The following is a 268-nucleotide window of genomic DNA, read 5'->3' as shown; positions in this document are numbered from 1 at the left end:
GACGCAGTCGAACACGCTGCATGTAGGTCGTCGCGCAGCAGACCGGAGGGCAGTGTCCCCGGATGGATACCGGAGCGAAGGAACGCCGAGCCTAGGCGAGGGGCCGGACGCTCGGGGCGAGCCTTTTTGGGTACTTTTTTGGCGTTGAAAAATCGGCATAGGGGACGGCCATCTGGCCGTGCCCCTGCCACACCACCCGGCATGCGGGTCCGCACCGGGCGGTTCGAGAAGTTGAGGTCAGCAGAGTCGAGGTAGACCCAACCGGTCG

General features: G+C 64.9%; 1 protein-coding gene. It reads right to left on the bottom strand.

Annotation, left to right across the window (positions count from 1 at the left end):
* A partial coding sequence (locus tag E3W21_RS31395) for a hypothetical protein (RefSeq protein WP_218570158.1) occupies positions 1 to 268 on the bottom strand: 268 nt, incomplete at both ends.

It is taken from the genome of Pseudomonas sp. F01002, from assembly GCF_004402115.1.
GTDB classification, from domain to species: domain Bacteria; phylum Pseudomonadota; class Gammaproteobacteria; order Pseudomonadales; family Pseudomonadaceae; genus Aquipseudomonas; species Aquipseudomonas frigoris.
The sequence above is the reverse complement of the archived record's forward strand: the minus strand, read 5'-3'. Positions and strand labels throughout refer to the sequence as shown.